The 26,971-nt window shown below is 47.6% G+C and carries 28 protein-coding genes; 14 read left to right on the top strand and 14 right to left on the bottom strand.

What is annotated here, in order from left to right:
- Positions 1 to 43: 43 nt before the first annotated feature.
- A complete protein-coding gene (locus AC4EHJ_RS15075) occupies positions 44 to 1,660 on the bottom strand; it encodes an ABC1 kinase family protein (RefSeq protein ID WP_490976429.1) in 1,617 nt (538 codons plus the stop codon).
- Between the two features lie 104 nt (positions 1,661 to 1,764).
- Here AC4EHJ_RS15075 and AC4EHJ_RS15070 point away from each other — a divergent pair, with 104 nt between their 5' ends.
- The 3 genes from AC4EHJ_RS15070 to AC4EHJ_RS15060 all read left to right on the top strand — a co-directional run bounded on the left by AC4EHJ_RS15070 (position 1,765) and on the right by AC4EHJ_RS15060 (position 3,720).
- Positions 1,765 to 2,541 (top strand): enoyl-CoA hydratase-related protein, encoded by a 777-nt coding sequence (locus tag AC4EHJ_RS15070; protein WP_490976428.1) that lies wholly within the window; start codon positions 1,765 to 1,767, stop codon positions 2,539 to 2,541.
- Positions 2,542 to 2,577: 36 nt separating this feature from the next.
- Positions 2,578 to 3,012, top strand: a complete 435-nt coding sequence (locus tag AC4EHJ_RS15065) for a hypothetical protein (RefSeq protein WP_490976427.1) — start codon at positions 2,578 to 2,580, stop codon at positions 3,010 to 3,012.
- A 387-nt stretch (positions 3,013 to 3,399) separates the two neighbouring features.
- A complete protein-coding gene (locus tag AC4EHJ_RS15060; protein ID WP_490976426.1) occupies positions 3,400 to 3,720 on the top strand; it encodes a DUF5658 family protein in 321 nt (106 codons plus the stop codon).
- Positions 3,721 to 3,811: 91 nt separating this feature from the next.
- On the opposite strand, the gene AC4EHJ_RS15055 is transcribed toward AC4EHJ_RS15060, so the two are convergent.
- From AC4EHJ_RS15055 to lplA, 7 genes are all read right to left on the bottom strand, one after another.
- The gene (locus AC4EHJ_RS15055) at positions 3,812 to 5,806 is read right to left on the bottom strand and encodes a S9 family peptidase (RefSeq protein WP_490976425.1); all 1,995 of its coding nucleotides are present in this window, start codon (positions 5,804 to 5,806) and stop codon (positions 3,812 to 3,814) included.
- Between the two features lie 155 nt (positions 5,807 to 5,961).
- Positions 5,962 to 7,515 (bottom strand): fatty acid--CoA ligase family protein, encoded by a 1,554-nt coding sequence (locus AC4EHJ_RS15050; RefSeq protein ID WP_490976424.1) that lies wholly within the window; start codon positions 7,513 to 7,515, stop codon positions 5,962 to 5,964.
- 99 nt (positions 7,516 to 7,614) lie between these two features.
- Positions 7,615 to 9,552: an FtsX-like permease family protein gene (locus AC4EHJ_RS15045; RefSeq protein ID WP_490976423.1), complete on the bottom strand. Its 1,938-nt coding sequence runs from the start codon at positions 9,550 to 9,552 to the stop codon at positions 7,615 to 7,617.
- On the bottom strand, positions 9,524 to 10,297 hold the full coding sequence (locus tag AC4EHJ_RS15040) for an ABC transporter ATP-binding protein (protein ID WP_490976422.1): 774 nt from the start codon (positions 10,295 to 10,297) through the stop codon (positions 9,524 to 9,526). Before AC4EHJ_RS15040 ends, AC4EHJ_RS15045 begins: the two co-directional genes overlap by 29 nt.
- Positions 10,215 to 11,303: a sensor histidine kinase gene (locus AC4EHJ_RS15035; protein WP_490976421.1), complete on the bottom strand. Its 1,089-nt coding sequence runs from the start codon at positions 11,301 to 11,303 to the stop codon at positions 10,215 to 10,217. Before AC4EHJ_RS15035 ends, AC4EHJ_RS15040 begins: the two co-directional genes overlap by 83 nt.
- Positions 11,303 to 12,007 carry a response regulator gene (locus AC4EHJ_RS15030; RefSeq protein WP_490976420.1) on the bottom strand — a complete coding sequence of 235 codons (705 nt, stop codon included), beginning with the start codon at positions 12,005 to 12,007 and terminating at the stop codon, positions 11,303 to 11,305. The genes AC4EHJ_RS15035 and AC4EHJ_RS15030 overlap by 1 nt, the downstream gene beginning before the upstream one ends.
- Positions 12,008 to 12,079: 72 nt before the next feature.
- Positions 12,080 to 13,072 carry a lipoate--protein ligase gene (gene lplA, locus AC4EHJ_RS15025; protein ID WP_490976419.1) on the bottom strand — a complete coding sequence of 331 codons (993 nt, stop codon included), beginning with the start codon at positions 13,070 to 13,072 and terminating at the stop codon, positions 12,080 to 12,082.
- 142 nt (positions 13,073 to 13,214) lie between these two features.
- On the opposite strand from lplA, the gene yhfH reads away from it, so the two are divergent.
- Positions 13,215 to 13,340, top strand: a complete 126-nt coding sequence (yhfH, locus tag AC4EHJ_RS15020) for a protein YhfH (protein WP_490976418.1) — start codon at positions 13,215 to 13,217, stop codon at positions 13,338 to 13,340.
- 244 nt (positions 13,341 to 13,584) lie between these two features.
- On the opposite strand, the gene AC4EHJ_RS15015 is transcribed toward yhfH, so the two are convergent.
- Genes AC4EHJ_RS15015 through hemE form a run of 4 tightly spaced genes read right to left on the bottom strand, consistent with a single transcriptional unit; the run spans position 13,585 to position 17,529 of the window.
- Complete coding sequence (locus AC4EHJ_RS15015; protein ID WP_490976417.1) at positions 13,585 to 14,052, bottom strand: FixH family protein; 468 nt, start codon at positions 14,050 to 14,052, stop codon at positions 13,585 to 13,587.
- On the bottom strand, positions 14,049 to 15,488 hold the full coding sequence (hemY, locus tag AC4EHJ_RS15010; protein ID WP_490976416.1) for a protoporphyrinogen oxidase: 1,440 nt from the start codon (positions 15,486 to 15,488) through the stop codon (positions 14,049 to 14,051). The genes AC4EHJ_RS15015 and hemY overlap by 4 nt, the downstream gene beginning before the upstream one ends.
- A 36-nt stretch (positions 15,489 to 15,524) precedes the next feature.
- A complete protein-coding gene (gene hemH, locus AC4EHJ_RS15005; RefSeq protein WP_490976415.1) occupies positions 15,525 to 16,451 on the bottom strand; it encodes a ferrochelatase in 927 nt (308 codons plus the stop codon).
- Positions 16,452 to 16,482: 31 nt separating this feature from the next.
- Positions 16,483 to 17,529, bottom strand: a complete 1,047-nt coding sequence (gene hemE, locus AC4EHJ_RS15000) for a uroporphyrinogen decarboxylase (RefSeq protein WP_490976414.1) — start codon at positions 17,527 to 17,529, stop codon at positions 16,483 to 16,485.
- A gap of 205 nt (positions 17,530 to 17,734) precedes the next feature.
- Between hemE and AC4EHJ_RS14995 the strand changes: the two genes are divergently transcribed.
- The 3 genes from AC4EHJ_RS14995 to AC4EHJ_RS14985 all read left to right on the top strand — a co-directional run bounded on the left by AC4EHJ_RS14995 (position 17,735) and on the right by AC4EHJ_RS14985 (position 20,543).
- Positions 17,735 to 18,244, top strand: coding sequence for an antibiotic biosynthesis monooxygenase family protein (locus AC4EHJ_RS14995; RefSeq protein WP_490976413.1), 510 nt, complete (start codon positions 17,735 to 17,737; stop codon positions 18,242 to 18,244).
- 63 nt (positions 18,245 to 18,307) lie between these two features.
- Positions 18,308 to 19,300, top strand: coding sequence for a sodium:calcium antiporter (locus tag AC4EHJ_RS14990; RefSeq protein WP_490976412.1), 993 nt, complete (start codon positions 18,308 to 18,310; stop codon positions 19,298 to 19,300).
- Positions 19,301 to 19,376: 76 nt separating this feature from the next.
- Positions 19,377 to 20,543 carry a M20 metallopeptidase family protein gene (locus tag AC4EHJ_RS14985; RefSeq protein WP_490976411.1) on the top strand — a complete coding sequence of 389 codons (1,167 nt, stop codon included), beginning with the start codon at positions 19,377 to 19,379 and terminating at the stop codon, positions 20,541 to 20,543.
- Positions 20,544 to 20,578: 35 nt separating this feature from the next.
- Here AC4EHJ_RS14985 and AC4EHJ_RS14980 read toward each other — a convergent pair whose 3' ends face one another.
- Both AC4EHJ_RS14980 and AC4EHJ_RS14975 read right to left on the bottom strand, forming a co-directional pair.
- Complete coding sequence (locus tag AC4EHJ_RS14980) at positions 20,579 to 21,781, bottom strand: ABC transporter permease (protein ID WP_490976410.1); 1,203 nt, start codon at positions 21,779 to 21,781, stop codon at positions 20,579 to 20,581.
- A complete protein-coding gene (locus AC4EHJ_RS14975) occupies positions 21,765 to 22,514 on the bottom strand; it encodes an ABC transporter ATP-binding protein (RefSeq protein WP_490976566.1) in 750 nt (249 codons plus the stop codon). The genes AC4EHJ_RS14980 and AC4EHJ_RS14975 overlap by 17 nt, the downstream gene beginning before the upstream one ends.
- A gap of 180 nt (positions 22,515 to 22,694) precedes the next feature.
- Here AC4EHJ_RS14975 and AC4EHJ_RS14970 point away from each other — a divergent pair, with 180 nt between their 5' ends.
- The 7 genes from AC4EHJ_RS14970 (at position 22,695) to AC4EHJ_RS14940 (ending at position 26,890) form a co-directional block, all read left to right on the top strand.
- Positions 22,695 to 23,111 (top strand): HIT family protein, encoded by a 417-nt coding sequence (locus tag AC4EHJ_RS14970; RefSeq protein WP_490976409.1) that lies wholly within the window; start codon positions 22,695 to 22,697, stop codon positions 23,109 to 23,111.
- 121 nt (positions 23,112 to 23,232) lie between these two features.
- Entirely contained in the window at positions 23,233 to 23,763 is a 531-nt protein-coding gene (locus AC4EHJ_RS14965; protein WP_490976408.1) for a tryptophan transporter, read from the top strand.
- Between the two features lie 126 nt (positions 23,764 to 23,889).
- Entirely contained in the window at positions 23,890 to 24,291 is a 402-nt protein-coding gene (locus AC4EHJ_RS14960; RefSeq protein WP_490976407.1) for a YtxH domain-containing protein, read from the top strand.
- A gap of 137 nt (positions 24,292 to 24,428) precedes the next feature.
- Positions 24,429 to 25,001, top strand: coding sequence for an HTH-type transcriptional regulator Hpr (locus AC4EHJ_RS14955; RefSeq protein ID WP_490976406.1), 573 nt, complete (start codon positions 24,429 to 24,431; stop codon positions 24,999 to 25,001).
- 92 nt (positions 25,002 to 25,093) lie between these two features.
- Positions 25,094 to 25,639: a DUF3267 domain-containing protein gene (locus AC4EHJ_RS14950; protein WP_490976405.1), complete on the top strand. Its 546-nt coding sequence runs from the start codon at positions 25,094 to 25,096 to the stop codon at positions 25,637 to 25,639.
- A 58-nt stretch (positions 25,640 to 25,697) separates the two neighbouring features.
- Positions 25,698 to 25,883, top strand: coding sequence for a hypothetical protein (locus tag AC4EHJ_RS14945; RefSeq protein ID WP_135500978.1), 186 nt, complete (start codon positions 25,698 to 25,700; stop codon positions 25,881 to 25,883).
- Positions 25,884 to 25,996: 113 nt separating this feature from the next.
- Positions 25,997 to 26,890 (top strand): peptidylprolyl isomerase, encoded by an 894-nt coding sequence (locus AC4EHJ_RS14940; RefSeq protein ID WP_490976404.1) that lies wholly within the window; start codon positions 25,997 to 25,999, stop codon positions 26,888 to 26,890.
- The last annotated feature ends 81 nt before the right edge of the window (positions 26,891 to 26,971 follow it).

Below are 26,971 nucleotides of genomic sequence, written 5' to 3'. Positions count from 1 at the left end.
AGCTGTCCGGAAGTCTGTAAAACAGAATTCCGGACAGCTCTTTTCATTTAATTGAACGGTAAACCCATAATGATCCGACGAAAAATCCGGAAGACACCCACATGAACGGCTCATGCCAGAACCACACCGAAACCGAGATGCCAGCGAACGACAGGATGGTGAACATGCCGGCAAACATCCGGCTCTGCAGATCGCGCTCATGCTGGCGATTGCGTCCGTCGCGATTTTCGATGTAATGGCGCATCCGCTCCGGCTCTTCCAAATAGCTGATGACTTTCTGCGGCAACACCCGGAATGGGCCCGAGGCGTTCAGCACCCAGCGCAGCACATCGCTTTTACCGAAGACAGGCTTGCCTTCTTTTTGAGTCGACGCCCATTCAAGAACGCGCGGCCGCGCCAATGCCAAGAGGTCAATGCCTGGATCCAGGACGTTCAGCACGCCAACAAAGATTGAAGCCGCACGACCGAAGAATGCGAACTCAGCTGGCAGCTGTACCGGTTGTGTCCGGACGATGTTTTGCATGTCCTTGAACAGCCGCTCCACGACAAAGCTGTCCATCTGCATCAGCTCGTCTGATTCGTATGCAGCGACCAATCGGGAAATCGTATCGGCCAAAAGCTCACGGTTAGCTTGCGGCAATAAGAACCGGAGCTCTTCAAGCGCATCAAGAACCAATTCGTAATTTTTGAAGATAATGCCTTCCGCAATGCGCAGGACAGCCTGTGAATCCGCGGTCGTGATTGTGCCCGTCATGCCGAAATCGATCAGCACAATCGTGCCATCAGGCTTCAGTAGAATGTTCCCGCCGTGCGGGTCAGCGTGGAATTGTCCGCCGTATAAAATCTGTTCGAGGAACAGGATGAACAGCCGCTCCGCGATTTCGTGGCGGTCGATTCCATTTTTTTCAATAAAGGCCAAGTCGGTGATGCGTGCCCCCTCGATCCATTCCATGACAAGGACGCGGCGCGTCGACAAATCATCAAAATAGACAGGAAAACGAATGCCGTCCATTTCGGAAAAACGGTCCGCGAACGCGCGTCCACTTTGCAGCTCCTGAAGGAAGTTCAATTCCGCACCGATCGTTTCGGTCATTTCCCCGAACAGCTGAGTGAAATTGATTTGTTTGGAGAGCGGCGTAAAGGTCTTCATAAACCAGATGACAATGCGCATCGCCTGAAAATCTGCCCGCAGCAATTTCTCAGTTCCCGGGCGCTGGATTTTCACGGCGACAACAGTGCCGTCTTTCAGCGTCCCTTTATAGACTTCTCCTATAGATGCGGAAGCAACCGCTCCTTCAGACAGTCCCGCCAAATAGCTGGAATAAGGGGAATTCCATTCTGTCTCCAACACAGATATGATTTTTTCACGTTCTACTGAAGGCACACGGTCCGTCAGCCCCTCGAGCTCTTCGAGAAAGGACTTTGGCATGATATCTGCCCGTGTTGACAGGAACTGCCCCATCTTGATCATCAGGCCGCCGAGTTTCAGCGCCAATGTCTTGTATTGTTTCGCTTGTTTCGTTACCAGGGTGTTCCATTTCTCCTCGACGAGAGGATTCCAGGCGCCACGGTGGCGCCGTTGGAACAACGTGGCTTGCGTATAAAATTTAACGGCCATGAAGACAATGCGATAAATGCGAATGAATGAAAACTGATTCATGAATGCGTGTCCCCCTCTCTGCGCTTAATTATAGAGCGGGATAGCACAATAGTCCAAAAAATGGTATGTTTTTAGAAGAAGGAAACACTTTAAGGGGGAGAAAAATGGACACAATTCATTACGAACAACAAGGGAACCTGGCGTTCATCACGTTAAACCGCCCTGATTCCATGAACGCCTTCAATTACGATATGCTTGCGGAGCTCGGCCAAGTGGTTGAAGCGATCCGCATCAATCCGGACATCCGCCTTGTTGTATTCACAGGCGCTGGAGAGAAAGCATTCAGTGTAGGCGCTGATTTAAAAGAACGGAAGACGCTGACTGAACAGCATGTAAAACGCAACATTTATAAAATCGGTGAAGTCTTTTCGACAATCGAGAATCTGCCTCAGCCGACGATTGCCATGATCAACGGCTTCGCGTTCGGCGGCGGCATGGAACTTGCGCTGGCGTGCGATTTCCGCATTGTGGCGGATGATACATTGCTCGGCCTAACAGAAACGAGCCTGGCCATTATCCCCGGAGCCGGCGGCACACAACGCCTGCCTCGTTTAATCGGCGAAGCGAAAGCACTGGAATTGATTTTGACGGCACGCCGCCTAAAAGCTGATGAAGCCCTTGCTTACGGAATTGCGACGAAAGTGGCTCCGCGCAGCGAGTTGATCCAAGTAACCGGCCAATTCGCTGACATGATGCTGGCGAACGGCCCAATTGCCATTCAGCAAGCGAAATTCGCCATCAAGAACGGCATGAACGCTGACTTGCAGACCGGACTTCACATTGAACGCAAAGCGTATGAAATGACAATTCCAACCGAAGACCGCATAGAAGCACTGATTGCATTCGGCGAAAAACGCAAACCCGTTTTCAAAGGAAAATAATGTAAAGCCGGCTGTTGAATTGCGCGACAGAATCGGATGCACGATGTACGAAATCATAGAGCGGAGAAAACGCAAAGCTTTTCCATTTTCATTGATTTTCTGGTGAAACGTGATTCGCGGCTCGCCCCTTTCGATTTCGATGTTAAAGACTACGGGCCGGTCATTTTGCTTACCCCGGTCTGGGCGGGAAAGATTGCTGCGCCAATGCGGACTTTCCTTAAAAGGGAAAAGGCGAACTTAACGGATTATTCCTTTATCACAATATGCAGCGGGGCAAAGGGACAGCGCGAAAAACTGGCCGCTGTAGCCGAGCAGTGGATCAACAACCTGCTGCTCGAAGAAAAGCGCAATAAAATCAAGTATGCAACAGGCTTCAAAGCCGACCGGCTGCACATACAAGAATTCGATGAAAAACAAACTTTTTCATCGAGATGGCACTGCACACAAAAAAACCAAACGCTCCACTCTTAGGCGTGTCCAGACTGCAGGCAAATTCGATTTTCTCGAATTTGCCTGCAGTCTTTTTTTATTGCCGTCTTCTACTTTTTGCTAGTGCCGGTTAACGTTCAAGCAACGCATGTTGATTCTTGCTAGTACCTGTTAATTCTTCCACACTTCATGTCAACGCCGATTTAAGGCCAGTTAATGGATAAGCATTCTCCCCCTATCATTTAAAGAGCTCTTAGCCATAAGCCGAGATTGCCAAAATAGAGAAAAAAGAACTACTTTTAATATATTTTTTAAAAAATATTAAATAATAATAGTTCAAATGTATGTGTAAATGATAGAAAAAAGGGTATTTCTTATTAATAAAAGAACACTCAGACACCATGATGCATGCAGAAAATGGAGGTGAATATGATTGTGGCTAAACGCGGCACGCCTTTAAAAAATCAGGTCTGGGCACTCGCCATTTTGAATGCAGCAGATGGATTACTGACGTTCTTTGGAATCACATCCGGTTTTATCACCGAAGCCAATCCATTATTGAGCTCATTCTCTCCAGGTGTTATTTTGGCAATCAAAGTTCTGCTTTCGCTATGCCTTTCCGGGCTTCTTTTCACGCCATTCGTTGACATCCAATCCCGCCTCTGGCTTTACTTCTTCATTTCTGCAAATACACTCTACTCGCTGATTTTGCTTCTTCATATTTTTTGGCTCACCCTTCTTGCCTTATAAAACTTAGGCTCATTGGAAAACGCAAAAAGCCGGAAAACCCCGATGAAGTTCGGGTGTTTTCCGGCTTTCGTTTTTCTCCTGTTGAGATTGATCAAGCCAAATGCTTTTCCATCCAGCCGGCAATCTGCTCGAGGCGCACAAAGCGCAGATTCGGTTTTCCGGTACGCGACAAATTATGGTCGGCTTCCGGGAAACGGATGAATTCGGTTTCTTTACCCAGGCTCTTAAGCGTCACATACAGTTGTTCTGATTGTTCAATCGGGCAGCGATAATCATTTTCCGAATGCAAAATCAATAATGGCGTCTCTACATCCGCCACGTATTTCAACGGTGAATGATGCCATAATTTATCAACATCGCCCATGTCCGCACCGATTTGCCAGGGGCTGAAATAATAACCGATATCTGAAACGCCGAAAAACGATACCCAGTTGGAAATCGAACGCTGCGTAACAGCCGCTTTAAAACGGTTTGTTCGGCTGACGATCCAATTCGTCATAAATCCGCCGTAGCTTCCGCCTGTCACGCCCAAACGCTCGGTGTCGATCCAAGGGTTTTCGGAAATCACGGCTTCCAGCGATTTCATGATATCTTCGTAGTCGTTGCCTCCGTAGTCGCCGCGCACGGCGTCGACAAATTCCTGGCTATAGCCATGGCTGCCGCGCGGATTGACGTACAACACGCCGAACCCGCGGGCAGCGAGCAGCTGCATTTCGTGGACAAACGTATTGGCGTACATCGCATGCGGACCGCCGTGAATATTGACGACAAGCGGATATTTTTCACCTTCTGCAAAGCTCTGCGGTTTCATCAGCCAGCCATGAACAGGCCATCCATCGGCCCCTTCGGCAACGATTGCCTCGGGCATGACCAATTCCGTGTTTTCCAAATAAGAGTTATTGAAAACGGTCAAAGCTTCCCGTTCACCGGTAGCGATGGTGAGTTTGTATAATTCCCCCGGATTGACCGGATCGCTGATTGCCGCGACCGCGAACTCGCCATTGCGGGCAATATCAAATCCGTAGATATGCTCCATTTCGGGTGAGGCTGGATACACCGCCCCGTCAAGGGAAGCGAAATACAGCCGGACGTCGCCCATCGTCGAAACCTGGAAGTATAAATGATCATCTTTTGTCCAAACAACTGCGGGTGCTGCGGCTCCTTGTTGATGGTCAGCCACTACATAATCGCCGACCGGTGCGTCGATGCCTTCAGTCAGGCACATGCTAGTCTTTGAGGCGATGTCGTAGACGGACACCTCGGTGTGTGTCGCGTTTTCGAATTGGCGCGTGCTGCTGATATACGCAAGCTTCGCATCGTCGAATGAGAAAGCGGCTCCATCGAAGGATCCCTCTCCATCCGCCACTGCCGTTTCCGTTTTCGATTCGATGTCATACAAATAAAGGGGCTGGCGGAAAACGAAATCGAGATTTTCTTCCCGCACCACTCCATACGCCAATTTCGATCCGTCATGCGAAACGGCTTCCAAATTATAATGGAAATTGCCTGACGTCAATTGTTCAATCTCTTTCGATTCAATATCGGCCGAACCGATTTGGCGGTGCTCGTCCTGCGGCACCAAACCCATGCCATCCATCTTGTATTTCATTTGGCTGACAAATATCGGTTGAGGATGCTTCTTGTCTTTGCGGTCTTCTTTGTCTTCTTTGTCCTCTTTATCGGTAAATGTTTTGCCGTCTTTCACCATTGCATCAAACCAGATCCTTTTATTGCAGGGCGACCAGCGGAACGAATTGACGCCTTTTTCGAAATCGGTGAGCGCACGCGCCTCTCCGCCTGTCGCTGGCATTACATACAGCTGGTTCTTGTCGTCTCTTGTCGATAAAAACGCCGCCATTTCGCCGTCTTCTGACCAAGCGGGCGACGAAACGCGGTCTTTGCCGTGCGTCCACTGCGTGATTTTCCCGCTTTGTAGATCGCCATGGAAAAGATGCGCAACGTATGTGTTGTTTTCCTCATCCATCTGCGTACGGACAAATAACAGCTGCGTGCCGTCCGGCGAAATATGCGGGTCGGTCACTGATGCCAATCGGGTTAAGTCTTTTATTTCGACTGCCTTTTTCATATGTAAAATCCCCCTGTCGATTTATTTCGAAAAACGTAATAGTTGCTCTTCTACTATAAGTAAAAATGTCTGTCTTTTCAATCAAATAGATGCCGCTGCCTTCTGGACAGTGAAAAAAGCGGCCCAGGCTGGAATAGCCTGGGCCGCTTGAATGGTTATTTGCTCATTGCCTGATCTTTCAATGAACGGCGAAGAATTTTACCGGTCGTGTTTTTTGGCAATTCCTCAAGGATTTCAAAATGGCGCGGCACTTTGTATTTCGCCAAATGCTCGGCGCAATAAGTTTCAAGCTCCGCCGTCGTCACCGAATTGTCTTTCAATACGACATACGCGTTGACTCTTTCGCCGAAATTCGGATCCGGCAATCCGACAACTGCGGCTTCCACAATGCCAGGATGCGCGAACAACACTTCTTCGACCTCGCGCGGGTAGACATTGAAGCCCCCAACAATGATCATGTCTTTTTTGCGGTCAACGATATAGAAATAGCCTTCTTCGTCCACTCTTGCCAAATCGCCCGTGTAAAGCCAGCCATCGCGTAAGGCAGCTGCTGTTTCTTCCGGCAGCTTGTAATAGCCTTTCATGACGTTTGGACCGCGAACGATTAATTCGCCCACTTCACCAACCGCGACTTCTTCACCAAGTTCATTGACAACTTTGTTCTCGACGTTGACGATAGACGTTCCAATCGAACCCGCTTTGCGTTCGCGGTCGATCGGGTTGAAGCAAGTTACAGGTGAAGCTTCCGACAAGCCGTAGCCTTCGGACACGCGTACTTGGAATTTGTCTTCGAAATTATGCAGCAGCGCTACCGGCAAGGCAGACCCGCCGGAAATCGCCAAACGCACCGTCGCGAAGTCTTCGGTTTTCGCATGCGGGAACTGGTACATGAAATTATACATTGTCGGCACTCCGGCGAAAACAGTCGCGCGCTGCGACTTGATCGTCTCGAACACTTCTACCGGGTTGAAGCGCGGCACCAAGATAATTGTAGCGCCGATCATTAGCGGTGCGTTGACTACGACAGTCAATGCGAAAACATGGAATACCGGCAATGTCGCAACAATGCGGTCTTCAGCATTCATTTGCAGGTAAACACCGACATCGCGCGCATTTGAGTAAAGATTTTCGTGCGTCAACATTGCACCTTTCGGTTTGCCCGTAGTGCCGGATGTATAAAGGATGACGGCTACATCATCGCCTTGCAACTCGGCGGAACCCTCGAATGCCGGGGAGGCCATCAATAGCTGGGTGAACGAATGCACTTTCGGTTTGACCGCCTCTGGCAGTTGAGCCATTTTCTCGGCCGCCGAAGGGTCGGTTTCGCAGATGATATACGCTTCAACCGACGGCAGTGCCCCATGTGCTTTTTCAACCAGCGGGAGCAGCGCATCAAGTGCAATGACCACCTTGGCATCGCTATCTTTCACGATGTAAGCGATTTCATCTGGTGTGTAGATAGGGTTGATCGGCACAGCTGTAGCGCCAACCCGCATCGTTGCGTATAAGGCAATCATGAAATGCGGTGTGTTGCTCAGCAAGAATCCTACATGGTCCCCTTTTTTGATCCCAAGCGATTGCAGAGCACCGGCGAATTTTGCGACTGATCCGTCAAATTCTTGGTACGATGTATCTTTCCCCATAAAGTTGTACGCGGTTTTACCCGGATTTTGCAGTGAAATTTCATGGACGCTCTTAACTAAATTCATTTCCCATCCCTCTTTCATATTGAATGAATACTCATTCATTATTGACGCTGTTTTCATTATAAAAGAAATCTTCAGACAATACAACAAGCATCGTAAAATTTACGATGCTCGAAGATGTTCTATATAACGCCAACGGATCAAGAAGAAATAGAGGATTTGCGCAATCGTGAAGCCGCTCAGCACAAACACCATTTCACCGACAATCGACAATTCCGCAAATTCATCCCATACTACTTGCAGCGAAATGAATGCAAATGTACTGTGGAGCAGCGCAACGCCCCAAGGCAGGAAAAATTGCGGCATGAGCTGCCGGTTGACGATTTTGCCAAGTTCTTTTTCCGTCATGCCGAGCCTCACTAGCAAAGAGTATTGCCTGCGATCCCGCTCCAGCCCTGTATACAATTTAAAATAGATGAAACTGCCCGCAGCCAATAAGAAGACGGCCGCCACCATCACGCCGATGAACAGCAGAATAGCGAAAGACGATTTAAACAGGCGGTAATCTTCCCCTGGATTGACGAAGAAAAAGCTCAAATCGCGGAAATCCTCTTGCACGACAGCCTGCTGCATGATGCCGGTCAATTCTTTGCCAACACTGACCGTTTCTTCCCAGTCCGGAATATCAAATGCATAATACGTGAACGTCGATTCCCCGTCGCCGAATCCGGCCAGCGGTTCATCAATCGCGGCATAATCGGAATCGTTGACGACAATGCTGTTAAAGTTCACGGTGTTGACCGGAAACATGACATGGGGATAAACTTCGCCAAGCGATAAATCGATGTCACTTTCCATCAGCCTTGTTTCCACGCTGACTTCGCCCAATTCCTCCAGCGATTCTTGCGAGTAAGGGATGAAAATCCCTTCCCCCCGCTCCGGGTCAACCGGATCAAAACCGAGCGTCAATGCTAAGCGGTTAAAATCAGATGTCCGCACGATATCGACATCGTTGCCTGACATCGTCGAGGTTTGGCGCTTCACAATCAGCGGTACCATATCGTACTCCAGCTCTTTGCCTTCCAATTGGGAAATGAGCCGTTCTACGTGCTCCTGCTCCTCGCTATTGCCATTAAATGAAATATAGATAAGTCCGAGCGGATTTGATTCGCGAAAATCGCCCGTGTAGGACATGAACGAAGCAAGCGTTCCGACGGTCAAGAAAGCGACTGTCGAAACGATTGTTACGATAAAGAACATCTGAGCGCTGTCCTTCAGCTTAACGGAAGCTTCGGCAATCGCCACCAGCCGGGTCTTGTGCCAATAAACGCCTCGGCTGCGTTTATAGAATTGGAGCAGCGAATGGATGGAATGCGTGAAGAAAAGATAGGTTCCAAGCGTTGCAATCGGTGGGATGATGAATGCCATCGTGTAAACTGTGCTGTCCGATACCATCGCAGCAAGGGCATAGGCGATTGCCAGCAAAACAAAGCCAAGCGCTGAGAGCCATTTGGAGCTTTGCGTGAATTCATCCGTTTTCCAATAACCTTGCAGCAGATCCAATATTCCTTTTGTCCGCACAAAAGCGACACTGACGAAAGAAATGATGATGAACAGGCTGGCGAATGCACCGATCGTCAAAGCGAACGGCTTCCACGACACATAAAGAGGCAGCGCTTCAAGCTCCATGATTTCACGGCCGATCATAAAGAAGAACTTGGAAAATGCGAAGCCTAATGCGATTCCGGCAACGGTCGACACCGTCCCAAGAATCATTGTTTCGAAAAAGACCAATTTATTGAGCTGCTTTTTCGTCATTCCCAAATGCATGAGAATGCCGAACTCTTTTGAACGCGCCTGCAAAAAAGCGCTCATCGAATAAAACAGGAAAAACAGCGTAAAGATGTAAAGCACCACTTCCGCGATGAACATGCCGCGCACCGCGAGCTGCTGCAAGCCATCTTCCGCAAACAGCGGATGGAAGATGAACATGGAATAGACGAAAAACACCATGACCGAAAAGACGCTCGCTAAAAAGAATGCCGCGTAGCTTCGGCGGTTCCTGAACACATTACGGTAAGCGAGCTGCCGAAAGGTCATTCACGTTCCCTCCCAGCAAGGATAAGACGTTAAGGATTTTTTGATAGAATGTTTGGCGGCGCTCGTCGCTGTAAATTTCATTGAAAAACTCGCCGTCTTTGATGAATAACACGCGGTCGCAATAGCTCGCTGCAATCGGATCGTGGGTAACCATCACGATTGTCGTACCGCTTTCTTCACTGACGCTTTTCAATAATTCAAGCACGTCGCGCGAAGCTTTGGAATCGAGGTTGCCCGTCGGTTCATCGGCTAGAATGAGCGAAGGGTTGTGGATTAACGCCCTGCCGATGGCTGTCCGCTGCGCTTCACCGCCAGAAATTTCGTTGGGGCGTTTATGGAGAATCGATTCAAGGCCGAGTTTCTGCGCCAGCTCAAATACACGCCGAGCCATTTCATCAGTCGGCACATAGTCCAGCGTCAGCGGCAGCACCATGTTCTCTTCGACGGTCAACATCTGCAGCAAATTGAAATCCTGGAAGATAAAGCCCAGTTTATGGCGTCTGAAAAGCGCCAACTCGTTTTTGTCCAAACCGTGCGGATCGACCCCGTCGATAAGGATCTCCCCCGCGGTCAGCGTATCAATTGTCGAAATCAGGTTCAACAGCGTCGTCTTGCCGCTGCCGGAAGGTCCCATGACGGCCAGAAACTCGCCTTTTTCCACTTCAAAGCTCAGCTGATTGAGCGCGCGGTGCGTCACTTTCCCTTCGTACACTTTCGTCACTTCTTCGATTTTCAATAACGGCATTGTCATTTCCCCCTGTTGCAGAATCCTGGTTGCGGAATAACACGGACACCGCCGTTCCTTCACCGATTGATGAATCGATCATCAGCTGATGTCCGAGTTTTTTGCATACTTCGTTTGCCAAATATAAGCCCATGCCCGTCGATTCACCGGTCTTGCGGCCATTTTCGCCTGTGAAAAAGGCTCTCGTGACGCGCGGCAAATCAGACGCCGGAATTCCGATCCCTTCATCGCGTATCGTCAACAACGTGGTTTCGGCAACGCAATCCGCTTTTATATACACTTTCTTGTCCGGTTCAAACGTGTATTTCAAGGCGTTCGTCAACAGCTGGCCCAAGATGAACTTCATCCATTTTCGATCGGTCGCTACGATATATTTGTCGTCGACATCAATTTCCGGGTAGACCCGTTTCGAAATGAACAGCCGCTTATTTTCATTGACGATTTCTGAGACGATGCTGCGCAGTTGCACTTGGTCAATGTGCATATCTTCCTCAAATGTATCGAGGCGTGCATTCATCAGTACAGTATCGAGCCCGGCCTTCAGCCGGTCCACTTCTTCGCGGACGCTGTTTTTATCCAATTTCTCCGGCTCTTGCAGCAATAATTGCATCACCGACAAAGGCGTCTTCATCTGATGCACCCATTGATTCATAAATTGCAGATGGCGTTTCTGCGAGGCATAAAGCGCCTGCGCCTCGTTTTGGTAAAGGCGGTAGATTTCCTGCATGTATTTCTCACTCTGCAGCTGCTCCGGCGATTTCCCATCGCGCTGCAACGCGTGTTCCATCCGGTCCGGCACCGCTAAAATCTTTTGGTAAAAGCGGTAGCGTTTCGAAAAACGGGTCGCCAGGAAAACGGCCACGAGCAGCGTGCTAATAACAAACGAGTAAATCGCCGTGTCGACGTTGCGGAATCCGTCGAGCCAATAAAGCGCCATGATGAACGCGACCAAAGCGGCCTGGAATACGATAAACGCCGCATGCTCTTTAAAAAACAGCCGCAGCATTATAATTCCTCCTCGTCGATCAGCAAGCGGTAGCCCGACCCGCGCACCGTTTCAATCATCGACTTGACGCCGTAATCCGCCAGTTTTTTTCGCACGCGTGTCATATTGACGTTCAAAGTATTTTCATCGACAAACGCCTGGTCGTCCCATAACTCTTCCAGCAGCTGTTCACGCGTCACCACTTTCGGGTACTGCGCGAGTAATAGCTCCATAATTGTGCATTCTTTTTTCTGCAGCGGAATAGCATCGTTTTTAACGTGGAGCTCCATACGCTCAAGAAACAAAATGATGCGACCGGCTTTCACCGAACGCTCTTCCTGTTTTGGAGCGTATTCGCCATATGCTCTCCGCAAATGGCTCTTTATTTTTGCAAGGACGATTTCGTAATGGAAAGGTTTCGTGATGAAATCATCGCCGCCATTTTCAAGCGCAAAAACCTGGTCCATTTCCCCCGATCTCGCTGAAATGAAAAGGATTGGGCAAGTCGAACGCTGGCGCATCTGCCTGCACCAATAATAGCCGTCATATGAAGGCAAGTTGATATCCAGCAACACCATATGGGGATCAAAAGTTTCGAATTCTTCGAGGATCTGATCGAAATCCTGTGCGGTTGCCACCTCATAATGGTATTTGCGGAGCGTTTCCGCCAGCAATGCAGCGATTTTCAAATCGTCTTCCACAATAAAAATCCGTTGTGCTGCCATAATGATTCCCCCTTTCGTTTTCTTTCAATTTTAACAAAAGAGCCTGCTCAATAGCAGGCTCTTCATCAATTCTTAATAAATTAATTTCAGGAATTCTTCTTTCGTGATGCCGCCAAGGTACTTCGGAATATCAAAACCAGTAATGGCTTCGTCAAGCGAAGCGCGCTCGTATTTGACGCCCGTAATGGCGTTTTCGATCTCAGACACATCGCCGACACCGAAAAAGTCGCCGAAAATGCTGGCGTCCTGGACGACTCCGTTCTCGACCTGCAGTCGAACGTCAATGCCGCCGACCGGAAAGCGATGGGAATGCTTGATGTTAAACTTCGGCGATTTGCCGTAATTCCAATCCCAGTTGCCATAGCGTTCTTTCGAAATTTCATGGATGCCGACCCAGTCTTGCTCCGTCAATTCGTAGTAGCGGACATTTTCTTCGCCGTCGAAAATCGAATGCAGAATCGCTGAGCGGAATTCCGTTACCGACATCGGCGCTTCTAGAAACTCGGAAATATTCGCTACACGGCTTCGGATCGATTTGATGCCTTTCGATTCGATTTTTTCTTTGCTGACTTTCAATGCGGAAACAACTGCTTCCACCTCTGTATTGAAAAGGAGCGTGCCGTGGCTGTACATTCTTCCTTTTGTGGAAAACTGTGCATTGCCCGAAATCTTGCGGCCTTCCGCCATCAAATCGTTGCGCCCGGATAATTCCGCATTGACGCCCAATCCTTGCAGCGCCTGTACTACCGGTTCAGTGAATTTGCGGAAATTGCGGAAACTTTCGCCGTCATCGACTGTGATGAAACTATAATTCAAATTGCCATGGTCATGGTACACTGCCCCGCCGCCTGAAAGCCGGCGCACGACATGGATGCCATTGGAATCGACATAATCGGTATTGATTTCTTCTGCTGTGTTCTGGTTTTTGCCGATGATGATCGATGGCTCGTTAATATAGAACAGCAAGAACGGATCTTGTTCAACATCCATTGTCTTCAATAAATATTCTTCAATCGCTAAGTTGATGCGGGGATCTGTAATACCTTTATTGTCTACGAAATACATGGTTTCTCTCCTTTAAATTACTAATCTATTTCTATTTTAACGGATTTTTTAAAATATTTCACTGTTTAGGGTTGACGGAAGTAAACTGTTATAATACAATTCATTTAAAGATAACAGTACTATAACAAAGGAGTTGGAGATAATGATTGAAAACGTAGTCGAATTTTTCAAGAATCTGCCCCCTAAACAATGTACAACTTGTGGAGAAAAAGTTGATGAGCAGCATGAATGCTACGGCAGCAAATGCGATTCCTGCAATAATTTATAAATCTATTTGAAAAGAGCAATCGAGAAATTCTCGATTGCTCTTTTTTCTTTGTGCTCGATTCACGTGTGTTAAGACGGCGTTAACCGGCATGGCGGATAAATTAACCTGTACCAGCCAGCTATTAGCATGTGTTGCTTGAAATTTAACCGGCACTAGCTAAATACTGTATTTTCAACCCTAGTCCACATCTCAACCCTTATCAAAATAAAAACCGCCGGCACATTGTCGGCGGCTGTTGAAAGGGTCAATGCCCTGAATGTTTTTCCATATTTTCCATACTGTCCGATTCACTGCTGTCATCCGGAACGATTGATGCAGGGTCCGGATTGCCTGCTGTGATTTGGTGCTTCGGCATAGCATGAAGCTGACGTGCCGTGGTGTGGGCATACGTGAAATACAAACCTTCTTGGAACATGGTTTCGGCTTCATAAATGCCATCGCCAATGTGCTTGGCTTCGAGCATCTCGCTATCGTCGCGGCTGCCGGATTGCCACACTTCGAAAATCACTTCATCTGCATCTTCCACGGCTTCATCGCCTTGAGTCACTTTCGCAAGCAAAGGAATTTTTTGTCCAGCTTCCACTTGTTCAGGCGTCTGAATTTCAACCACCAGCTCTTCCACAACAAAATCATTGTCGCCAGAATTGGCATCACCCGCTCCGCACGCTGCAAGCAGCGCCGAGAGCAAAATAATCATAATCAGTTTTTTCATATTGCTTCCTCCGCTTTAAAATGCTTTGACGGGCAGCGGGCGATTACTTGCTGCGCCGCCAGTTTGCCTTGTTCAATGCAGCCGGGAAGCCTGAAGCCTTCAAACGAACTGCCGATCATCTGAATAGACGGAAAAGCGGTGTTCAGTTCTTGCTTCGCTTGTTCAATGCGTTCATGATGCCCAACAAGAAATTGGGGAAGCGCTTCTTTCCAGCGCGATACCACAGTAAATTCAGGGTCGCCTTTCAGATTCAGCGATTTCCGCAAATCGGCCAATACCGTTTTCTCGATTTCACTGTCTGAAAGATCGACGACTGTTTCATCGCCGACTTTACCGATGAAGGCCTTGAACAGCATTTTCCCTTCCGGCGCATGGCCGGGCCATTTCAAGTGCGACGCAGCGCAGGATGTGATCGCTATATCGCTGTTTCGCGCGACCACAAAGCCCGCGGCATTTTCAGTAAGGCAGTTTAGAGGCTCGGCAGAAAACGCCATTGACACCGTGGCAACTGAAGCCGCCGGCATTTCTTTCAGCGGCTTCAACAAGCCATATTGCTCGAACAGCGGAAAAATGCGCGTGTGCGGCAACGCCAGAATCACTTCGTCCACCCCAATGGCTGAATCGTTATTCAAGGACAAGAGTGTCTGCCCGTTCTGCTTTTCAAGTTTCTCCACTTTAACACCTTTCAAAACGGTGCAATCTTCCAAACGGCTTTCAAGCGCGTCCACGATCGTGCCCATGCCTTGCTTGAAGTTCTGCGACGAGCCAAGCCCATTGGCGCTGAACTCGTCCGCATTGAAATCTCCGCTTTTTTTCATGCCGCGGATGACGCTGCCGTATCGCTGATCGATATCACTGAGAGCCGGAAAAGTTGCGTGCAGGCTCAGCTTATCGATATCACCTCCATAAATGGCAGTGAACAGCGGTTCGATCAAGTTGTCCACCACTTCGTTGCCGAAGCGCCTGCGGACAAACCGGCCAAGCGGCTGGTCTTTTGATGTGTCCGATTTGGGCAACAGCAAATCACCTGCCGCGCGGATTTTGCCGCTCCAGGAATAAAGGTCAGACACAAGGAAAGGACCGATTTCGGTCGGCACCCCCATCACTGAGCCATCTGGAATCGGATGCAGGCGGTCTTCCACCATAACGCATCCACGCCCGGATGAACTTTCCATCAATTGTCCGCTGATGCCCAATTCTTCAGCCAACTCCATCATGTTCTCTTTTCGGGAGAGGAACGAGTCCGGTCCGCGCTCAATCACAAAACCATCTTTGCGAAGCGTCTGGATTTTGCCGCCCAATCGGTGCGCAGCTTCTATTAAAGTAATATCCAGTAAAACCCCTTCAGCTCTTGCTTGTTTTTGCAAATAGTACGCTGCCGACAGACCTGCAATCCCTCCGCCTACAACTGCTACTTTACGCGCTCCTTCGGCCACATTCTCCCCCCTTCCCATCATTTCTATCAGTGCTGATTACTCAGCCAATTTTTTCATAACCGTGTCGGCCATTGCATCGATGAACAATGGTTGTACGTTTGGCATTTCCGGGCGTCTGTATGCCGCTCCGAGTTCGTCGCACACGACTTTACATTCGTAATCGTTATCGAATAACACTTCCAAGTGATCGGCAACAAAACCTACCGGCGTGTAAACGAACGAGCGATATCCTTTGACATCATATAATTCGCGTGTCAAATCCTGGACGTCTGGCCCAATCCATGGCTCCGGAGTCTGTCCGGCACTTTGCCAGCCGATTTCGTAACGTTCAACGCCAGCAGCTTGGGCGATCAAATCGGCCGTTTCTTTCAACTGGTCCGGGTAAGGGTCGCCATTCGCAATGATTTTCTCCGGCAATGAATGCGCAGAAACGATCAGGCATGATTTAGCGCGTTCTTCTTCGGACATCTCTGCAAACGCCGCGCTCACTTTTTCGCTCCAGTATTGGATGAATTTCGATTCTTTATACCAACTTTCAACAGACGTCAATTGGATGCCGGCTTTTTCAGCGGCTTCTGCCGCGCGGCCATTGTATGACTTCACGGAGAATGTCGAGAAATGCGGAGCCAAAACAATTGAAATTGCTTCTTTGATGCCATCACGGTGCATCGCTTCGACGCCGTCTTCGACAAACGGTTCGATATGCTTCAAGCCGAGGTACATCTTAAATTCGATGTCATCTTGAGTTTCATTCAACCGTGCGCAAAGCGCATCCGCCTGGTCCTGCGTGATTTTCGCCAAAGGCGAGAGGCCGCCAATCGCTTTATAGCGGTCTTTTAAATCTTCCAAACTTTCTTCGCTCGGCTTGCGGCCGCGGCGGATATGCGTGTAATAGCGTTCAATATCGCTTTCTTCGTATGGCGTTCCATATGCCATCACCAATAATCCCATTGTCTTTTTCATCGTTATCACCCCATAAGAAATTTGTGATCCTTTACTTTCCTGCTTTGTGGGCAGCACTGTATTCGTGTACCAGTGAAGTCAATCTTTTTAATGTATCAGGCTGCACTTCCGGAAACACGCCATGGCCTAAATTGAAAATATAGCCGTCTTGCTGCATGCCCATATCCAAAATCGCTTTTACGCGTTTTTCGATAACTGACCAATCCGCCAGCAAATAAGATGGATCAAAGTTGCCTTGTAAGGTTTTTGTCAGACCCATTTCCCGAGCTTCTGTAATTGGCAGGCGCCAGTCCAATCCAACAACATCGACCGGCAGATCATGCCATTCTTTCGCGAGATGGCTCGCGCCGACGCCGAAGATGATCAACGGGACCCCTTCTGTACGAAGCTCCGCAAAAAGACGGTCCATGACCGGTTTGATGAAAATCCGGTAATCTTCCACATTCAATGCGCCAACCCATGAATCGAAAATCTGGATCGCTTTCGCGCCTGCTTTGATTTGCGCTTTCACATAAGGGATGATTGTATCCGCCAGTTTGTCCATCAGCGCGAACCACATTTGCGGCTGGGACACCATCATCGCTTTCGTCTTATTGTAGCTGCGGGACGGGCCGCCTTCGATCATATAGCTCGCAAGCGTGAAAGGCGCGCCTGAAAATCCAATCAACGGCACATTCAATTGCTCTTGCGTCAGAATGCGGATCGTTTCAAGAACATATGGCACATCTTGCTCCGGATTGATTTCGCCCAAGCGTTCGATGTCCGCCATCGTGCGAATCGGGTTGTCGACCACCGGGCCGATGCCCGATTTGATTTCAACGTCTACGCCGATTGCCGGCAGCGGCGTCACGATATCTTTGTACAAAACAGCCGCGTCCACATTGTATTGATCAACCGGAAGTTTGGTGACATATGCGCATAATTCCGGTTGTTGCGTGATCTGCTCCAACGAGTATTTTTCTTTGATTTTCCGGTATTCCGGCTGCGAACGCCCTGCTTGGCGCATGTACCAGACTGGCACATGATCGGTTTTTTCGCCGCGCGCCGCCTTCAAAAACGTATCGTTAAATTGTGTCATGTAATTTTCATCCCTTCGGTTCTTTTCGTCCTTTGTATCCTATATCCGTTTATACTATAGACGCTCCGTATACTATTGTATAGATTACTTATGCAAATGTCATAAATTAGACGCTTATGCTTTCACCGGATTGCCATTTTGGTTTCACAGCATTTTGTTGAGGGAACGCTGTATAATATAGAGATAAGTTAAAGGAGGAATTCAGATGAATTTATTCATGACGACAGGCACTTATGACTTTATGAAAAAGATGCGTGAAAAGCATGCCGATGAAACAATGGTGTTGATGCAAGGGGAAAACACGACATTGCTTCTGCATGAGACGGAAGGCAAGTCGATTTTCCAAACACCGCGCCGCTATGAAGTGGTTGATGGCACGGGAACATTCCAGGAAAAAGGCTTTTTTGTTTTCAATAACATTCCGGTGACTGATGAAGGACGGCCGATTTTTGAACACCGTTTCAAAAACCGCGCCGGTGCAATTGAAAACGAACCAGGCTATGTTGCTTTCCGCGTACTGCGCCCGCTCGATTCAGATACGTACGTCGTATTGACCGAATGGGAATCCCCAGCCTTCTTTGAAAAGTGGAAAGAATCACAGGCTTTCTCGAAAGCACATGCGAAACCGGAAGGCGCACCGGCTGAAAAACGTCCGAATATTTTCTCCGGCGCTTCTTATGTCACTACCTATAAAGCTAAACCAGAAGAAGAATAACTAGATGTTAAACGCTTAGCCTTTTATATAGAGGCTAAGCGTTTCGATTGGAGGAGCATTACAGTGGTTTTTATTTACTTTATTTTGGCCGCTGCAGTGACTGTGTTTGCGGCGATTAAATTATCGCAATACGCGGACGTCATCAGCGACAAGACCGCAATGGGCGGCATGATGGTCGGCACGCTGCTGCTTGCCGGGGCGACATCGCTGCCTGAAGTTTCCACGAGTTTTTCAGCAGCCGCCATCGGCAATGCTGACATCGCAGTCGGCAATATGATCGGTTCGAATTTGTTCAATTTGTTCATCTTGGCAGTTTTCGATTTTCTGCTGCGCCGCAGACGCATGCTAGCGATAGCGGAACGCGAGCATTTTTATACCGCCATTTTAGGACTCTTCCTGACGACACTTGTCATAGCAGCGCTTTGGCTGCGGATTGACGCTTCCGTTTTCGGAATCGGCATTGACGCCTTGATTATCGGCATCAGCTACATCGCGGGCATGGTCATCATTAACAAGTTGCCAAAAGCTGAACCATCAGCCATTATTGAGCTTCCGGGTACCCAGCCAGCGAATCCTACTGCTGATCTTTCTGCAAAAGCGGCCATCTTCAGGTTTATCGTCGCTGCGCTCATCATTTTGGGCGCCGGTACGGCATTGTCCATTCTCGGAGATCAAATTGCTATCATCACGGGCATTGGTTCAAGTTTTATCGGCAGTTTCCTGATTGCCGCCACTACGTCCCTTCCTGAAGCCATTGCTGTTTTCGTGGCATTGCGGCTCGGCAACGTCAATATGGCGGTCGGTGCAATTTTGGGAAGCAATATCTTCAACATGATCATTCTAGCATTGTCAGATCCGGTTTATGCCGCCGGCCCAATCATATCAGCTGTTTCAGGCTCGCATATGATCATTGCTGTCGGAGTCTTTTTCATGAGCATCCTTGTGTTAATTTCACTGCTCCAAAAGAAGACGATATCGTCACTGGTTTATGCCCTGCCTTCATTGGCAATCATCATCATTTACTTCATCGCGTCTTACCTGAACTTCACTTATTGACAAAAGAGCCATTCGGCTCTTTTTTTATGCTATCATTTAATTATCATTATTTTGACAAATGAAGGGAGCTAATTGAATGTTAGAAAAGATTTATGCAGAATTGGACACAGCCTACGAGGAAATGGTGGACATCCGCAGGCATCTTCACATGCATCCGGAACCTTCTTTCAAAGAAACGAAAACAGCCCATTATATCCGCCATTATTACGAACAGCTTGGTGTTGATGTAAAACACGGCGTCGGCGGAAACGGCGTTGTAGCAACGATTCACGGTGAACGCCCTGGAAAAGTAGTGGCTTTGCGTGCAGATTTTGACGCATTGCCAATCGACGACCAGAAAAATGTTTCCTATAAATCGACAGTATCTGGCGTCATGCACGCTTGCGGCCATGATGGCCATACCGCCACCCTGCTTGTTTTGGGAAAAATCCTCCATATGATGCGCCGTGAACTGAGCGGTACTTATGTACTGATTCATCAGCACGCAGAGGAATTGGCCCCGGGCGGAGCCCAGGCGATGATTGAAGCCGGCGTATTGGACGGCGTCGACGTCATTTTTGGTATACATTTATGGTCGACTTCACCGTTCGGCAGAATCGATTACCGTGTCGGGCCATTCATGGCAGCAGCGGACGCTTTCAAGATCAAAATCCAAGGAAGCGGCGGACACGGCGCAAATCCCCATGAAACGAAAGACGCCGTCGTCATCGGCTCGCAGCTGGTCACGAACTTGCAGCAACTGGTTGCGCGGCGCGTTGATCCGCTCGAATCCGCTGTTCTGTCTGTTACTTCATTCGTTGCGCAAAACCCGTATAACATCATTGCCGACCATGCGGAATTGTCAGGTACGGTGCGGACTTTCACTGAAGAAAACCGCCTGCTGATGGAGCGTGAAATGCAGCGCGTGGTTGAAGGCACCAGCATCGCAACAGACAGCACCGCTGAATTCAATTTCATGCGAGGCTATCCGGCTGTCGTCAACCACCTTGAAGAAACGATGTACTTGAAAGATGTGGCGGCCACTGTGCCTGGTGTCACCGAAGTTTATGACGCCCCAGCGCAAATGGGCGGCGAAGATTTCGCCTATTACCTGCAAAAAGTGCCTGGCACGTTTTTCTTCACTGGTGCAATGCCTGATGGCGAAGCGTTTCCTCACCACCACCCGAAATTCGATTTTAAAGAAGAAGCGATGCTCATTGCGGCGAAAACATTGGCCGCAGCAGCAATCAACTATCAGCCATAATAAAATCCCCGCATCTAGCTGATGCGGGGATTCTTTTATCTTTTTTTATTTTTCATCGACAGCAAAGTCACGGCAGAAACTCCGGCGACAATTGCCAGCATGATAGCAGCGAAGAGCGTTTGACCGGACGCCGCTGTTGTGGCAGCGACCAAAATCGCCTGCAGCGCCTGCACTCTAAATACAAGTTTCCGGACCGCCTGTCCGCGGCTGAACTTGCTTAGCGGGAACAGGTTATCCATCCGGAAATAATGGGTTTGGTTTAAGCCTTGCCAAATCTGGATGGCTGAAGCGAATGCTAGCGCGGCTGAAAAAATACCAGCGGCAACCGGAAATGGAATCAGCCAAGCCCCCGCCATTGAAATGGCGGTCAGCCGGACCCACAGGTAAAACAATTCATCTGAGCGGATGAACGTCCGCCACACCAAATAATAATGGGCATTTTCCGGTCCCGGTTTGATGAAGCTGTAAAGCCAGTCCAGCCAGCGCCGCTCTTTGATCTTGCCTTTCAAATGCGGCACATCAGTGAAAAGGTTGGCAAACTGATAAAAGCGCAGCATCCGGTTTTCTTCAAGCGCGATAAAATGCTCGTAAGGAAACGGCTTGCCACTTGCCTGTTGCTTTGCCCAGCGACCGTATATAATGATGCCGAACAACAAAAAGATGGCAATGAGCATTTGACCGATAACGTAGAAATAGACGAAAAACAGGACCAGGACGAAACGGACCAGCCTGTCCAGCCAGGCGTTACGGCCTGCATTTGCTTTGCGCAGCAAAAACTCCGTATTGATGCTCCACCATTTCAATAGAAGAAGCATGATCGGCAAGCCGATGAGCAGCGCCGACGGCAAACCGTAAAGCGCATTGACCATCGGCAGCGAAACGATAAAGGCTATGATGGGCAGATAAATCTGCGACAGGAATGACCATTTCAAAGCCGGTTTCAAATAACTGTCCAATTTGCTTTCAAGTGGCAGAAAATACACCATATCCGCTTCTTTCAGCAACGTCGACGGCGGGCTGTAAGCCAGCAGCACGGCGAATACGAAAGCCATCAGCCATGCCCCCGGAAATCCTTCCGGAATGGCACGCACCCATTCGCTATAAGCATAGCCGGCGGCACCGATTGCGAACAGCATCACCACCGCGATATGCCCTGTAACAATGTATTTCATGTAATTCTGGACTTCTATTGTATATTTCTGGAGGCGCTTCGACCACACTTCATGCAAGTTCTTCATTTGCAGCATCCTCAGTCATCGCGATGTATAAATCATCCAGTGAAGCATCCGGCATACCGAACGTTCGGCGCAAGTCATCCATCGTGCCCATCGCCCGGACGCGGCCGTTATGCAGCAGGATGATGCGGTCGCAATAGCGTTCCGCTGTCGATAGGATATGGGTCGACATCAGTACCGATGCCCCTTTTTTCTTTTGCGACTCCATCTGCTCCAGCAGTGATTTGATGCCGAGCGGATCAAGCCCGACGAACGGTTCATCGATGATGTAAAGCGATGGCTTCACCAAAAATGCGCTCATGATCATGACTTTTTGGCGCATCCCTTTGGAGAATTGCGAAGGGAACCACTTCAGACGTTTCTCCATCCGAAATTCCTTCAATAATTCCGCCGAGCGTTTTTCAAATGCGGATGGTTCAATATTATAAGCCATTGCTGTCAATTCCAGATGTTCGCGCAGCGTCAATTCTTCATATAATATAGGCGTTTCCGGAATATAAGAAAATGCCGAGCGGTACGCATCCATATCTTCTTCGAACGTCTTGCCATTCAACCGGATTTCACCGGATTGCGGCTGCATGAGCCCGATAATGTGCTTGATCGTTGTACTCTTGCCGGCGCCATTCAGCCCGATTAAGCCGATCAGCTCCCCTTTTTCAATTGAAAATGTCACGTCTTGCAAAACAGGTTTTCGCGTATATCCCCCTGTCAGTGACTGTACTTCTAAAATGGCCACTTTCAACACCTCTTTCTCTCCATCCATTGTATCAAAACCGCGGCGGGATTTCTTTTCCCGGGTCGAGCCGCAGCAGCGTATTTTTTTGGTGTGCTTCAAGAAATCCACTTTTGATTCTTATCCTAGCTTTTCCAAAAATCAAAATATGATAAACTGGAAAAAATGGAAAGGAAGATGACGATGACAAATTGTATTTTCTGCAAGATCATTGCTGGCGATATTCCCAGCATCAAGATTTACGAAGATGAGCATTGCTATGCCTTCATGGATGTAATGCCGCTGTCGAAAGGCCATACTCTGCTGGTGCCGAAAACACACAGGGAATTCGTTTATGACTTGTCAGCCGATGAAGCGGCGAATCTCTTCAGCGCTGCTCCAAAAATCGCAGCTGCGCTCAATGAAGCATTTGAGCCTGAAGGCATGAATCTATTGAACAATAACGGCGCAAAAGCCGGCCAGAGCGTTGGACATTTCCATTTGCATTTCATCCCCAGATACGGCAACAGTGATGGTTTCGGAGCGAAATGGATGACCAAGGAAAAAGAGTTTACAACAGAACGCCTGCAGGAGCTAGCTGGACAAGTAACGGTAAAATAAATGCCGCATGCTTGATTTAATGATTTGGACAGGATAGAATCAGTATATGTTTTTTCGCCGGCAGCCATGAGGGCATGTCCGGGAAAAGCAAAAATAGCTTTGAGCTGAGGAGAGATGAGAATTGAATACGAAGAATTTAGTGTTAATGGCCTTATTGGTCAGTGTAGGTGCAGCATTGTATCTAATAATCCCAGGGTTTAACGGCGGTATGAAGCCTGATTTTATGCTGACGATGATGTTTATCGGAATCCTATTGTTCCCACAGTCTAAAAATGTATTTTTATTGGCCGTGACTACGGGCGTTATATCTGGCCTGTTTTCCACTTTTCCGGGAGGCTTCTTCCCGAATATCATTGATAAGTTCATAACGGCATTTGTGTTTCTTGCAGCCGTTCTGATTTTAAAGAAATTTATGGTGAAACTTCCTGCTGCTGTTGCCCTATCGGCGATGGGCACAATATTATCGGGTGCAATCTTCCTATCCGCCGCGATTTTTATCATCGGCGTGGAAATTCCATTCGGCCCGTTGTTCCTGACTGTTGTTTTGCCTGCTGCGTTGATGAACGGTATAGCTTTCGCTTTCATCTACCCGATCATCATCACGCTTGTGAAACGTTCCAAGTTTGAAACAGCGGTGACGCAATCAGCATGATTTTAAAGCTTTTCGATGGCAAAACCATCGAAAAGCTTTTTTTCGTTGAATAGCTATTCATTATTATGTTTTAATTAAGTGAAATAAAGGAAAAGAACTTTATAGGATGAAAGGGGCGCTTTATCTATGAAAGCATCGACATTTTTTTTAGGGCTGGCAACCGGCCTTGCTGCTGGAGCAGCAGCGACATTATTTTCAACACCACAATCGGGGCAAGAACTTAGAAGTTCCATGAAGACAAGCTCTTCCGATTGGAAAGAAAAATTGACTGATGTAAAAGAAAAAGTGAATAACTTAAAAGAATCGGTCAATCATTTGAAAGAACAAAGCAAAACCGCTGTACCGGAGGCGACTGATGGCCTGAAGGCTTCACTGGAAACGTGGAAAGAAAGCACAGGCCCGGCCAAAGAGCATTTGCAGCTTGAAATATTGGCAATCCAAAACGCTATAGAGGCATTGCAAAATTCCATCAGCAAAGATAAGAAGGATAGTCATGCAGATTCGGATGACGATTCGGACAATAAATAAAAGGACTGCCAATAGGCAGTCCTTTTTTCTTATTTATTTTACGTTTTCCTGAATTTTTTTATTATTCACACTTCATTCCTGTTTGTTTTATTGCTATAATAAGAGAAAACATTTTCACAGGAAAGGTTGGTGCTTAAATGAGTGAAAGAGATTACACTTTGAAAGAAGCCATGATGTTCAGCCAGCGGATTGGCCAATTGTCAAAAGCTTTGTGGAAGGCTGTCGAAAAAGACTGGCAGCTGTGGATCAAACCTTATGATTTGAATATTAACGAAAACCATATTCTTTGGATTTCGTACCACTTAAAAGGCGCATCTATTTCCGATGTCGCCAAATTTGGCGTTATGCATGTCTCCACCGCTTTCAATTTTTCAAAAAAGCTGGAAGAACGCGGATTGCTGTCTTTTTCAAAGCGAGATACGGATAAGCGCAATACATATGTGGAATTAACCGACAAAGGCTCAGATTTGATGCAAGAAATGATCGAGAAATACCATGACACTCCACATACCGTAATTGACGGCTCCCTGCCGCTTAGAGAATTATACGGCAAATTCCCTGAATTCATGGACGTCATGGCCATTATCCGCAATATCTACGGAAACGACTTTATGGAAATCTTCGAAGCGTCTTTCAAGAACATCGAAAGCAAATTCAGTGAAGAAAATCACGTTATCGAGTCGAAAGAAAAAACTGAAAACGCTCTCTAAAATTTAATGTCCGATACTATTGCATTTCCTCCAGAATCGTTGTATTGTATGTATCGACTCACAAGACAAAACACATTTTAGGAGATGCATCCATGCATTGCTGGAAATCCATTAACGTTAAAAAACAATACGGCCTGGATCGGCTTTATCTGATGTCAGCACTTATCGCTCTTGGTGTCTTTATGACTTTCTATATTGTGCTGAATATCCTGTATACCAATCCTTTGTCCGATAAAAACTTTTTGTTATTTATAGGCGCAATACTTGCAATCTATCCGCTCCATAAGCTGTTCCATTTTCTGCCGCTTATCGGCTGCCGGAGAAGCATCCGTGTCATCATCAAAAAACAGCTTAAGGTTGTTCCGATGATTTCACTCCATATCATCGAGCCGGTTGCAAAGATCCGATTCATCTTGACCTTGCTTGCACCATTCCTTGCCATCAATACAGCGATTATCGCATTAAGTATTATGATGCCAGCTTACAGCCATTATTTTGCGATGCTTTTGGCTTATCATTGTGGCTTATGCCTCACTGATTTGATATACATCCGCAACTTAGCGCACTCACCAAAAGATGCGCTGATAGAAGAAACTGATAACGGTTTTGAGATTCTTGTACCCGAAGCGGTAGCCTAATCATGTATTTTTCGCCCGTCTTTGATATACTAGAAGCTAAGTCGAGGGGAGGAAATTCATGATTATCGCTTTTGTAGTTATGTTCTCTGTGCTTTATTTGTTCCAGATCAACCGAATGACATTGGCACTCGTCACTTCAAGAGAAATTCCGGAAGAAAATCACCAGAAGATTTTCCGGACCATTAATATATTGGTTACAATTTTGCTTGTATCTTTGTATGTAGGCGTAGAATTTACTCCATGAGTCTATTTGCCCTCGGGCATATAGACTTTTTTTTCAGGAAACTTTTTGATTTTTTAAACGTTTATGTTATAGTAACTACTGCATCTAGATAGAAAGTTGGGAGCGAATCTATTATGAAAAAATCCTTTTTAACCTTGTCCCTAGCGGCATCAGTGCTTGCTTTGACAGCTTGCAGCGACGGTTCTGACAGTGAAACAATCGTTGAATCTGAAGTTGGTGACATTTCAAAAGAAGAATTGTATGAAGAGATGAAAACTTCTGTCGGCGAACAGGCAATCCAGATCTTGATGATCGAAAAAGTCCTCTCCGAAAAATACGAAGTGACCGACGAAGAAGTTGACGCAGAATTCGAATCGTCTAAAGAAGAGATGGGCGAAAACTTCGAGCAATTCCTGACACAAAACAATCAGACAGAAGAAAGCTATAAAAAAGTTTTACGCTTGAACCTGCTTCAGGAAAAAGCGTTGACTGACGGCGTTGAAGTTACTGATGAAGAAATTCAACAGCAATACGACCGCCAAGCAACAGAATTGAATGCACGCCACATCCTGGTTGCTGATGAAGAAACAGCAAGTAAAGTCAAAGCTGAATTGGACGGCGGCGGAGATTTCGCTGCACTTGCTGAAGAATATTCAACGGACACTGGCTCTGCAGCAAATGGCGGATCATTGGATTGGTTCGGCACAGGCGCGATGGTGCCAGAATTCGAAGAAGCTGCCTATGCATTGGAAGTAGATGAAATCAGCGAACCGGTTCAATCACAGCACGGCTTCCACATCATCCAAGTGACAGAAAAACGTGAAGTCAAAGACCAGCCAGCACTGGAAGACCAAAAAGAGCAAATCCGCACTGAGTTGGCAACTGCAAAAGCCGACCAAGCCGCTTTAGTGCCAAAAATTGGCAAAATGCTTGAAGACGCAAAAGTTGAGATTAAAGATGAAGACCTGAAATCCGCTTTGGACGAAATCATCAATGCGGAAGCTCAACCAGCTCAACCAGCTCAATAATTGAAACAGCTATTAAAAAAGGCGGCGCTTAAATTCATTTTGAATTTAAGCGCCGTCTTTTTTGTATGCGATTATTTAAAT

The sequence above is a fragment of the Planococcus sp. TJ-301 genome, from assembly GCF_058268475.1.
The sequence above is the reverse complement of the archived record's forward strand: the minus strand, read 5'-3'. Positions and strand labels throughout refer to the sequence as shown.

Coding starts and splice junctions, on each gene's coding strand:
- AC4EHJ_RS15075 (WP_490976429.1), bottom strand. CDS start 1,660: ATGAATCAGTTTTCATTCATTCGCATTTATCGCATTGTCTTCATGGCC.
- AC4EHJ_RS15070 (WP_490976428.1), top strand. CDS start 1,765: ATGGACACAATTCATTACGAACAACAAGGGAACCTGGCGTTCATCACG.
- AC4EHJ_RS15065 (WP_490976427.1), top strand. CDS start 2,578: ATGCACGATGTACGAAATCATAGAGCGGAGAAAACGCAAAGCTTTTCC.
- AC4EHJ_RS15060 (WP_490976426.1), top strand. CDS start 3,400: ATGATTGTGGCTAAACGCGGCACGCCTTTAAAAAATCAGGTCTGGGCA.
- AC4EHJ_RS15055 (WP_490976425.1), bottom strand. CDS start 5,806: ATGAAAAAGGCAGTCGAAATAAAAGACTTAACCCGATTGGCATCAGTG.
- AC4EHJ_RS15050 (WP_490976424.1), bottom strand. CDS start 7,515: ATGAATTTAGTTAAGAGCGTCCATGAAATTTCACTGCAAAATCCGGGT.
- AC4EHJ_RS15045 (WP_490976423.1), bottom strand. CDS start 9,552: ATGACCTTTCGGCAGCTCGCTTACCGTAATGTGTTCAGGAACCGCCGA.
- AC4EHJ_RS15040 (WP_490976422.1), bottom strand. CDS start 10,297: ATGCCGTTATTGAAAATCGAAGAAGTGACGAAAGTGTACGAAGGGAAA.
- AC4EHJ_RS15035 (WP_490976421.1), bottom strand. CDS start 11,303: ATGCTGCGGCTGTTTTTTAAAGAGCATGCGGCGTTTATCGTATTCCAG.
- AC4EHJ_RS15030 (WP_490976420.1), bottom strand. CDS start 12,007: ATGGCAGCACAACGGATTTTTATTGTGGAAGACGATTTGAAAATCGCT.
- lplA (WP_490976419.1), bottom strand. CDS start 13,072: ATGTATTTCGTAGACAATAAAGGTATTACAGATCCCCGCATCAACTTA.
- yhfH (WP_490976418.1), top strand. CDS start 13,215: ATGATTGAAAACGTAGTCGAATTTTTCAAGAATCTGCCCCCTAAACAA.
- AC4EHJ_RS15015 (WP_490976417.1), bottom strand. CDS start 14,052: ATGAAAAAACTGATTATGATTATTTTGCTCTCGGCGCTGCTTGCAGCG.
- hemH (WP_490976415.1), bottom strand. CDS start 16,451: ATGAAAAAGACAATGGGATTATTGGTGATGGCATATGGAACGCCATAC.
- hemE (WP_490976414.1), bottom strand. CDS start 17,529: ATGACACAATTTAACGATACGTTTTTGAAGGCGGCGCGCGGCGAAAAA.
- AC4EHJ_RS14995 (WP_490976413.1), top strand. CDS start 17,735: ATGAATTTATTCATGACGACAGGCACTTATGACTTTATGAAAAAGATG.
- AC4EHJ_RS14985 (WP_490976411.1), top strand. CDS start 19,377: ATGTTAGAAAAGATTTATGCAGAATTGGACACAGCCTACGAGGAAATG.
- AC4EHJ_RS14980 (WP_490976410.1), bottom strand. CDS start 21,781: ATGAAGAACTTGCATGAAGTGTGGTCGAAGCGCCTCCAGAAATATACA.
- AC4EHJ_RS14970 (WP_490976409.1), top strand. CDS start 22,695: ATGACAAATTGTATTTTCTGCAAGATCATTGCTGGCGATATTCCCAGC.
- AC4EHJ_RS14960 (WP_490976407.1), top strand. CDS start 23,890: ATGAAAGCATCGACATTTTTTTTAGGGCTGGCAACCGGCCTTGCTGCT.
- AC4EHJ_RS14955 (WP_490976406.1), top strand. CDS start 24,429: ATGAGTGAAAGAGATTACACTTTGAAAGAAGCCATGATGTTCAGCCAG.
- AC4EHJ_RS14950 (WP_490976405.1), top strand. CDS start 25,094: ATGCATTGCTGGAAATCCATTAACGTTAAAAAACAATACGGCCTGGAT.
- AC4EHJ_RS14945 (WP_135500978.1), top strand. CDS start 25,698: ATGATTATCGCTTTTGTAGTTATGTTCTCTGTGCTTTATTTGTTCCAG.
- AC4EHJ_RS14940 (WP_490976404.1), top strand. CDS start 25,997: ATGAAAAAATCCTTTTTAACCTTGTCCCTAGCGGCATCAGTGCTTGCT.